We start from the raw sequence: 8408 nt of genomic DNA on the forward strand, positions 1-8408 counted from the left end.
CCGCGTAGTCATCTTGTTGTTACGCCGCCGAAACGGCTCCCGCACACCCATCGGCGGGTAGTGAGAGAAGAACTGACGCGGCTGGGTACTGTGCCCCTACCGACGCTGAGGGGACAACGTTGAAACAGACTGAGCAGACCAGCGGTGAGGCAGGTCTGGAGACCGGGGACGGCGGAAAGGGTGGGCGCACCGGCGGACGCACGGGTGGCCGGTGGGCGTGGCGCGCGGCGATCGCCGCCGTACTGATCGGGTGGCTCGTGCTCGCCTCGCTGGGCGGGCCGACGGTCGGGAAGCTGAGCGAGGTCCAGGAGAACGACAACGCCAACTTCCTCCCGAAACAAGCGGAATCGACGTTGGTGGCCAACGAGTCCGCGAAGTTCGTCGACTCCAACGCGCTGCCGTACTTCGTCCTGATCCAGCGCGATTCCGGGATCACGCCGGCCGACCTCGCGAAGGCCAACGAGTTCCTCGCCAAGGTGCCGGGGCTGGACCTCGGCAACGGCTCGACGATCGGTGACTACCTGGCCGCGCCGGCCAAGACGGTGATCCCGTCGGACGACAAGCAGGCGCTACTGATCACCGTCGAGCTCGACGGTGACCGGGTCGACGACGTGGTCCACGAGGGCGAGACGGTGCTGTACGCGGCCGCCGACGCGATGCGGACCGAGATCGAGCAGAACCTCACACCCACTGGTCTGAACGTCTACGTGACCGGTCCCGGCGGCGTGTTCGCGGACTTCGTCGTCGCCTTCGGCGGGATCGACGGGATCCTGCTCGGCGTCGCGCTCGCGGTGGTGTTCGTCATCCTGCTGATCGTCTACCGCAGCCCGATCCTGCCGATCGCCGTACTGCTCACCGCCATCTTCGGGCTCGCGCTGGCCGCGCTGGTGGTGTACCCGCTGGCGAAGAACGGCGTCCTCGAGCTGAACGGGCAGAGCCAGGGCATCTTGTTCATCCTGGTCGTCGGAGCCGCGACCGACTACTCGCTGCTCCTGGTCTCTCGTTACAAAGAGGAGTTGCACGACTACACCAGCAAGTACGACGCGATGCGGATCGCGTGGCGGGCGTCGATCGAGCCGATCGCGGCCAGCGCGGCGACCGTCATCCTCGGCCTGCTCTGCCTGTTGCTCTCCGAGCTCGGCAGCACCAAGGGCCTCGGGCCGGTCGGCGCGATCGGGATCGCCGGGGCGCTGATCGCCTCGATGAGCTTCCTGCCGGCCATCCTGCTCGCGTTCGGCCGGCGGATCTTCTGGCCGTCCATCCCGCGGGTCGACCACGTGCACGCCCGCGACCAGGTCGGCGGGCGCCGGCTGTGGGGGCGGGTGTCCGGGCTGGTCGGCCGCAGCCCGCGCAAGGTGTGGGCGATCAGCGCGCTCGCGCTGCTCGCGTGCGCGGCGTTCCTGCCGACGTTCAAGGCGAGCGGGATCTCGCAGGAGGACCTGTTCCTCGACAAGGTCGAGTCCGTCACCGGGCAGGAGGAGCTGGCGAAGCACTTCGACGCCGGCGCCGGTACGCCGGTCCAGATCCTCACGCCGGTCGCGCAGGCCGACCAGGTGGTTCAGACCGCGTCACAGGTCGAGGGCGTCGGTACGGCGTCCGCCTCGGCGGCCCCCGGCGTACCGCCGAAGGTTGTCGACGGCAAGGTTCTCGTCCAGGCGACGCTGGAGGTCGCGGCCGACTCCCCCGAGGCCACCAAGGTGGTCGAGCACCTGCGCACCGAACTGGACAAGGTGTCGCCCGACATCCTGGTCGGCGGGAACACCGCGATCAACCTCGACGTGCTCGACGCCAGTGAGCGGGACCTGCGGGTGATCATCCCGGCCATCCTGGCGGTGATCTTCGTCGTACTGATGCTGTTGCTGCGCTCGATCGTGGCGGCGGTCCTGCTGGTGGTCGCGAACGTGATCTCGTTCGCCGCCACGGTCGGGGTGAGCGCGCTGATGTTCAACCACGTGTTCGGCTTCCCCGGCGCCGACCCGAGCATCCCGCTCTACGCCTTCGTCTTCCTCGTTGCCCTAGGCATCGACTACTCGATCTTCCTGATGACACGGGTCCGGGAGGAGTCCCAGGAGCAAGGCACCAGACCAGGCATCCTGGTCGGCCTCGCCGTCACCGGCGGCGTCATCACCTCCGCCGGCGTGGTCCTGGCCGCCACCTTCTCCGCCCTGGCCGTCCTCCCCATCCTCTTCCTCGTCCAGATAGCCTTCATGGTCGCCTTCGGCGTCCTCCTCGACACCACCGTCGTCCGCTCCCTCCTGGTCCCCGCCCTGTCCTACGACATCGGCAAGAAGGTCTGGTGGCCCAGCAAACTCGCGCGGTGACGCGTTCCCGTCACCTAGTGCCTCGCCAACGATGTTTGGCTGGTAAATCACGCGAGGGGATATCCGCTGGTGTTGTGCCCTCTCCCTTGGTGTGCCAGGGGAGAAGGCGCAACACGCGGGGTTGTCCGTTCTTGTTGTGGTGGTTGGGGAACTCGTCGAAACCACCGGGCCGGTCGGGCGCGACCTCGTAGTAGAGCATCCGCAGATCCTGAAGACTTTGTACCGTGGGGGGATGGTGACGTTTGTGGGGACGGTTGTGGTCAATGACGGGGGTGGGGCCTGGGTGGAGGTGCCTGGGGAGGTGGTCGCGGCGCTCGGTGGTGGGGGGCGGATTCCGGTGCAGGCCTCGTTCGACGGGGTGGAGTATCGGGGGTCGATCGCGTCCATGGGTGGGTGCATGGTGATCGGGCTGCTCAAGGGGATCCGGACGCAACTGGGCAAGGGGGATGGTGATCCGATCACCGTGACCCTCGAGCGGGACACCGCTGAGCGGACGGTCGACGTACCGGAGGATCTCGCGACCGCGCTCGCGGAGGCCGGGCTGCAGGAGGCGTTCGATGCCTTGAGCTACAGCCACCGCCGCGAGCACGTCAACGCGGTCACCGAGGCCAAGAAGCCGGAAACCCGGGTACGGCGGATCGCCAAGGCAATCGAAATCCTCAAGTCCTCTTAACTGCGCACTGTGTCGGGTCGCCCGTGTCGACAGTATTCGCTATGGTCCGGAGATAGTGCGGGGGGTCGAGGAAGTGAGGACCACGATGGCAGACACGACATCGACTGAGCACGGCAGATTCGCTCTGCCGACGCGGAACCTGCCCGCACCGCAGGTTCGCGACCTACCCGAACCACCCACCAACACCTGGAAGATCATCGGTCCCGGCATGGTCGGCGCCGGCGTCGGCCTGGCGTCCGGCGAGTTCATCCTGTGGCCGTACATCGCCAGCCAGGTCGGCCTGGTGTTCCTCTGGGGCGCCGTGGTCGGCGTGATCATCCAGTGGTTCCTGAACATGGAGATCGAGCGGTACACGCTGGCCACTGGTGAGACAGCGTTGACCGGCTTCAACCGGTACTGGAAGCACTGGGGCCTGTTCTTCGCGATCATGACGTACTTCGCGAACATGTGGCCCGGCTGGGCGACCAGTTCGGCATCGATGCTCACCTACCTGTTCGGGGCCGGGGACCCGCGCTGGATCGCGATCGGCATCCTGCTCGTGATCGGGCTGATCCTGACCTTCGCGCCGGTCGTCTACGTGATGCTCGAACGGCTGATCTTCGTCAAGATCGCGGCCGTCACCCTGCTGGTCCTGCTGGCGCTGGCGTTCGCCATCCGGGGCAAGACCTACGGCGCGCTCGGCGACGCGGTCACCAACCCGCAGTTCCCCGCCGACCAGCTCGGGTTCGCCCTCATCATGGGCGCCATCGCGTACGCCGGCGCCGGCGGCGGGCAGAACCTGGTGCAGAGCAACTGGATCCGGGACAAGGGCTTCGGCATGGGGGTGCACGTGCCCCGGCTGACCTCGCCGATCACCGGTGAGAAAGAGGCGGACCCGACCGCCAACGGCTACACCTTCACCATCGACGAGTCGAACATGGCGCGCTGGCGGCGCTGGTGGAAGTTCGCCAACGTCGAGCAGGCGCTGACCTTCGTCGCGATCACGGTGCTGACCATCGTGTTCACCTCGATGCTCGCGCACGCGACCCTGTTCGGGAACCCGGACGTCAAGAACAACATCAGCTTCCTGAAGGTCGAGGGCACCACGCTGCAGACCCTGGTCGGCGGCTGGTTCGGGTACCTGTTCTGGGCGATCGGGGCCTTCGCGCTGTTCGCGGCCGCGGCCGGCATCGTCGACTACACGTCCCGGCTGACCGCGGACATGGTCAAGTCGCGCTACCTGCGGACCTCGAAGGTGAGCGAGTCCAAGCTGTACTTCTACCTGGTCTGGGGGCTCGTTGCCTTCGGCATCCTCGTGCTGCTGGCCGGCCTGACCCAGCCGCTGGTGCTGCTGGTCATCTCCGCCTGTACGGCGGGCACGATGATGTTCTTCTACTCCGGCCTGCTGTGGTGGATGAACTCGCGGGCGCTGCCGCACGCGATCCGGATCACGAAGCTACGCACCGCGGTGCTGGGCTTCTCGTTCCTCGCGTTCGGATTCCTGGCCGTGTTCACCGTCATCGACCAGGTGAAGAAGAACTTCTGACCCAACCCCGGGTACGGCGCCACGCAGCGCCGTACCCGGGATCGTCAGGCCTGAGGCAGTACGGCGAGCCCGCCCCACCGCGGGGCGTAAGAGGGCACAGTCGACATGCAGTCGGCGATCGGGGGCCGGTCGGCGGACCAGCTCCAGAGCCAGCCGATGCGGTCGACCTTCCCGTCCTTGAGTGAGAACGACACCGGCTTGCCGACCTGGGCCGGATCGTTCGACCTGGTCACCACGCCGGTCGTGATCGCGACGGGACCACCGGCTTGCAGGCAGGTGAGCCGGCCTTCGATGTCCGCCTTGCCACGCTCGACGAAGTGGAAGCGGCCCTGGACCTGGGTCGCGTTGCCCCCGGCCGGAACGCGCGCCGCGAGCTCGAAGCGCAGGGCGCCGCCGGTCGGGCCCGGACCACCGAGTACGGCGGCAACCGTCGTACCGTCGCCGGACTGCACCTGCACCTCCGGACCATTGCCCTGAGCACCGTGATGGCGGGGTCCCCCGTCGACCCGGAAGCCACCGGCGGTCAGCTCGAAGGACGGCGCGACGCCCTGGAGCAGGCTCACCGGGGCGCCGAAGAAGCCCCACGCCCAACCGATCCGGTCGTGATCTCCACCGTCGTACACCGTCATCGCGACCGGCTTGCCGACGAACTCCAGGTCTATGTCGGGATGCTCCGCCGCCTCGATCACGCCAGTCACGATCGCGACCTCGTCGACGGCCTTCAGGCTGGTGATCCGGCCACTGAACTCGGCCAGCAGCCGGCCGTCCGGCTTGCGGTGGACGACGTGGAAGGACCCGGACGGGTGCAGCGGATCGGTGGCCTTGCCGTCGATCTCGAACCGCACGGGGTCGCCTTCCATCCCCGGCCACTCCGGCCCCAACCGACCGCCCGCGGCGCCGGACACCTGCATCACCGGGTCCTGGCCGGCGGCCGCCGGTGCTGCTACGGCGCCGACGGCCGCGAGCACGGCCAGTGCCCCGGCAGGGACCAGTCGACGGACGAATTTCGGGCTGAGCACGTGAACTCCCTCGGGTCCGGCCCGCCCATTGCGGGCCACCCGAAGCACGCTGTCATTCACACCCCGCCGCGGTGATCCATCTGCAGGACCAACGACCTCCCCCGCGAGAGGGAACCGTCAGCGCAGCGGGCCGTACGGGCCGGGGGCACCGTTGACGGTCGTGAACACCGAGTAGACCGAGGTGGTCGCGGTCAGGAAGAGGCGGTTGCGCTTCGGACCGCCCCAGACCAGGTTGGAGACCGTCTCGGGCACCAGGAGCTTGCCGAGCAGGGTGCCGTCCGGGTGGTAGACGTGCACGCCGTCAGCGGCCGAGGCCCAGATCCGGCCCTCGGTGTCGAGCCGGATGCCGTCGAAGATCCCGTTGCCGCACTCCGCGAACAGCTCGCCGCCGGACAGCTTGTCGCCGTCGACGGTGAACACCCGCAGCGTGCCCTCCTCGGAGTCGGCGATGTAGAGCAACGACTCGTCCGGCGAGAACGCCAGCCCGTTCGGCCGGTTGAAGTCGTCGGCGACCCGGGTCAGCACGCCGTCCGGCGAGATCCGGTAGACGTGGCAGCCGCCGGTCTCGATCTCGCCCTTGTACCCCTCGTAGTCGCTGTCGATCCCGTACGCCGGGTCGGTGAACCAGACCGACCCGTCGCGCTTGACCACCACGTCGTTCGGGCTGTTCAGCCGCTTCCCGTCGTACTCGGAGGCCAGCACGGTGACGGCGCCGTGGTGCTCGGTGCGGGTGACCCGGCGGTTGCCGTGCTCGCAGCTGACCAGGCGGCCCTCGGTGTCCAGCGTGTGCCCGTTGGTGTTGCCGGCCGGGTGCCGGAAGACCGAGACCTGGTACGACGTCTCGTCCCAGCGCAGGATGCGGTCGTTCGGGATGTCGCTCCAGAGCAGGTAGCGGCCGGCCGGCGAGTACACCGGGCCTTCCACCCACCGCCCGCCGGTCCACAGCCGCTCCAGCAGCCGGTCGCCGCGGATCCCGGCAAACCGGTCGTCCAGCTTCTCCCAGACGGCCGGCGCCGTACCGGCCAGCGGCTCGAGAATGCCCGTCATCGTCACTCCTCAAGATCGGCTACCCCGGAAACCCTATTCCGTTTCGATACGACGTGGGCCGCAAGACCGCCCGGTGGACCTCCCGATGATCAGGCTCCAGTTGTGGTGACGAGCCAGGACCAGACGGATGTGGTTGCGGTGATGAAGAGGCGGTTGCGTTTGGGGCCGCCGAAGGTCAGGTTGGACGTGATGTCCGGCAGCAGCAGCTTGCCGATCAGAGTGCCGTCCGGGTCGAAGCAGTGGACGCCTTCGTGCGTCGCCGCCCAGACCCGGCCGGCGCTGTCCAGCCGGATGCCGTCGAACATCCCGGCCGTGCAGGGCGCGAACACCTCGCCGCCACGCAGTTTGTCCCCGTCCACGTCGAAGCGGCGGATGTGCTTGGCCGGCGTGTCCACGACGTACAGCTGGGTCTCGTCGCGCGAGAACGCCAGCCCGTTCGGGCGGGTGAAGTCGTCCGCGACCACGGTCAGCACGCCGTCCGGCGCGATCCGGTAGACGTGGCAGCCGTCGATCTCCTGCTCGGCCGCGTGCCCCTCGTAGTCCGAGGTGATCCCGTACGGCGGGTCGGTGAACCAGACCGAGTCGTCGCTCTTCACGACCACGTCGTTCGGGCTGTTCAGCCGGTTGCCGTGCAAGTGCGAGGCGAGCACCGTACGGCGTCCGTCGTACTCGGTCCGGATGACCTGGCGGTCGCCCTGCGAGCAACTGATCAGCCGGCCCCGGCGGTCGATCGTGTTGCCGTTGACGTAGCCGGACGGCTCGCGGAAGACGGATACCTGGCCGGAGACCTCGTCCCAGCGGAGCATCCGGTCGTTCGGGATGTCGCTGAAGACCAGGCAGCGCCAGGCGGGTGAGTACGCCGGTCCTTCGAGCCAGCGACCGCCGTCGTACAGGCACTCGACGTACTCGTCGCCGGCGATCGCGCGGAACCGGTCGTCGAGGACGACCAACTCGGCCCGGATCCGGTGCGGCGGCGGTGACAGCGTGATGGTCATTGGACTCCTTCATTGAATCTCATCCTGTTATCGTTGTAGTTGATCGGATGAGGTTTGGTAAAGGGTGACGATGTCCATAGACGATACGGATCGACAGCTGCTGGCGCTTCTGCAGGAGGACGCCACCCAGTCGTACGCCGCGCTCGGGCAGGCGGTCGGGTTGTCCGCGGGCGCCGCGCACGAGCGGGTCCGGAAGCTGAAAGCGGCCGGCGTGATCCGGCGGACCACGATCGAGGTCGACCCGGCCGCGCTCGGCCGCGGGGTCCTGTCCTACGTGCTGCTCGACGCGGACGCCTGGATGGGCGACGAGCCGACGCTGCGCGCGCTGCGGGAGATCCCGGCGGTCGAGGAGGCGCACATCATCGCCGGGCCGGCGTCCGTGCTGGTCAAGGTCCGGACGGCGACCACCGAGGACCTCCAGGCGACCCTGCGGGCCTTGCACCAGGTCGACGGTGTGACGAGCACCCAGACGGTCGTCGTACTGGAATCCTTCTTCGAGCGATCGCTTACGGTGTGAGCAACGCCCTGTCTCCCCGAAGGGGTCGTTCACCCTAGACTCGGGCTGGCCGAAGGGAGTCAGCTGTGTCCGACAGCAAGCAGATCACCAAGGTGCTGGTCGCGAACCGGGGCGAGATCGCCGTCCGGGTCGTCCGCGCCGCCGCCGACGCGGGGCTGGGCAGCGTCGCCGTGTACGCCGAGCAGGACCGCGACGCGCTGTTCGTCCGGCTCGCCGACGAGGCGTACTCGCTGGACGGCGCGACACCGGCCGACTCCTACCTGAACATCGCCAAGATCCTCGACGTCGCGGCCCGCTCGGGCGCGAACGCC

At 68.2% G+C, this 8408-nt stretch carries 8 protein-coding genes; 5 read left to right on the plus strand and 3 right to left on the minus strand.

Annotated features, from left to right (window positions below):
• Nucleotides 1-119 precede the first annotated feature (119 nt).
• The 3 genes from ACWCOV_RS37510 (at nucleotide 120) to ACWCOV_RS37520 (ending at nucleotide 4519) form a co-directional block, all read left to right on the plus strand.
• Nucleotides 120-2321, plus strand: a complete 2202-nt coding sequence (locus ACWCOV_RS37510; protein ID WP_449834130.1) for an MMPL family transporter — start codon at nucleotides 120-122, stop codon at nucleotides 2319-2321.
• Nucleotides 2322-2553: 232 nt separating this feature from the next.
• A complete protein-coding gene (locus ACWCOV_RS37515; protein ID WP_449834131.1) occupies nucleotides 2554-2994 on the plus strand; it encodes a YdeI/OmpD-associated family protein in 441 nt (146 codons plus the stop codon).
• A gap of 85 nt (nucleotides 2995-3079) precedes the next feature.
• A complete protein-coding gene (locus ACWCOV_RS37520) occupies nucleotides 3080-4519 on the plus strand; it encodes an Nramp family divalent metal transporter (RefSeq protein WP_449834132.1) in 1440 nt (479 codons plus the stop codon).
• 44 nt (nucleotides 4520-4563) lie between these two features.
• On the opposite strand, the gene ACWCOV_RS37525 is transcribed toward ACWCOV_RS37520, so the two are convergent.
• The 3 genes from ACWCOV_RS37525 to ACWCOV_RS37535 all read right to left on the minus strand — a co-directional run bounded on the left by ACWCOV_RS37525 (nucleotide 4564) and on the right by ACWCOV_RS37535 (nucleotide 7580).
• Nucleotides 4564-5538 carry a hypothetical protein gene (locus tag ACWCOV_RS37525; protein WP_449834133.1) on the minus strand — a complete coding sequence of 325 codons (975 nt, stop codon included), beginning with the start codon at nucleotides 5536-5538 and terminating at the stop codon, nucleotides 4564-4566.
• A 117-nt stretch (nucleotides 5539-5655) separates the two neighbouring features.
• Nucleotides 5656-6585 carry an SMP-30/gluconolactonase/LRE family protein gene (locus ACWCOV_RS37530; RefSeq protein ID WP_449834134.1) on the minus strand — a complete coding sequence of 310 codons (930 nt, stop codon included), beginning with the start codon at nucleotides 6583-6585 and terminating at the stop codon, nucleotides 5656-5658.
• A gap of 89 nt (nucleotides 6586-6674) precedes the next feature.
• Nucleotides 6675-7580 (minus strand): SMP-30/gluconolactonase/LRE family protein, encoded by a 906-nt coding sequence (locus tag ACWCOV_RS37535; RefSeq protein ID WP_449834135.1) that lies wholly within the window; start codon nucleotides 7578-7580, stop codon nucleotides 6675-6677.
• A gap of 70 nt (nucleotides 7581-7650) precedes the next feature.
• Between ACWCOV_RS37535 and ACWCOV_RS37540 the strand changes: the two genes are divergently transcribed.
• Both ACWCOV_RS37540 and ACWCOV_RS37545 read left to right on the plus strand, forming a co-directional pair.
• Nucleotides 7651-8097, plus strand: coding sequence for an Lrp/AsnC family transcriptional regulator (locus ACWCOV_RS37540; protein WP_449834136.1), 447 nt, complete (start codon nucleotides 7651-7653; stop codon nucleotides 8095-8097).
• 65 nt (nucleotides 8098-8162) lie between these two features.
• Nucleotides 8163-8408, plus strand: a 246-nt coding sequence (locus ACWCOV_RS37545; protein WP_449834137.1) for a biotin carboxylase N-terminal domain-containing protein, incomplete at its 3' end; no start/stop codon positions are given.

Source organism: Kribbella sp. NPDC002412 (genome assembly GCF_053592935.1).

Excerpts from the sequence above, each read along its gene's own strand:
- ACWCOV_RS37515 (WP_449834131.1), top strand. The coding sequence starts at position 2,554 with ATGGTGACGTTTGTGGGGACGGTTGTGGTCAATGACGGGGGTGGGGCC.
- ACWCOV_RS37520 (WP_449834132.1), top strand. The coding sequence starts at position 3,080 with ATGGCAGACACGACATCGACTGAGCACGGCAGATTCGCTCTGCCGACG.
- ACWCOV_RS37530 (WP_449834134.1), bottom strand. The coding sequence starts at position 6,585 with ATGACGGGCATTCTCGAGCCGCTGGCCGGTACGGCGCCGGCCGTCTGG.
- ACWCOV_RS37535 (WP_449834135.1), bottom strand. The coding sequence starts at position 7,580 with ATGACCATCACGCTGTCACCGCCGCCGCACCGGATCCGGGCCGAGTTG.
- ACWCOV_RS37540 (WP_449834136.1), top strand. The coding sequence starts at position 7,651 with ATGTCCATAGACGATACGGATCGACAGCTGCTGGCGCTTCTGCAGGAG.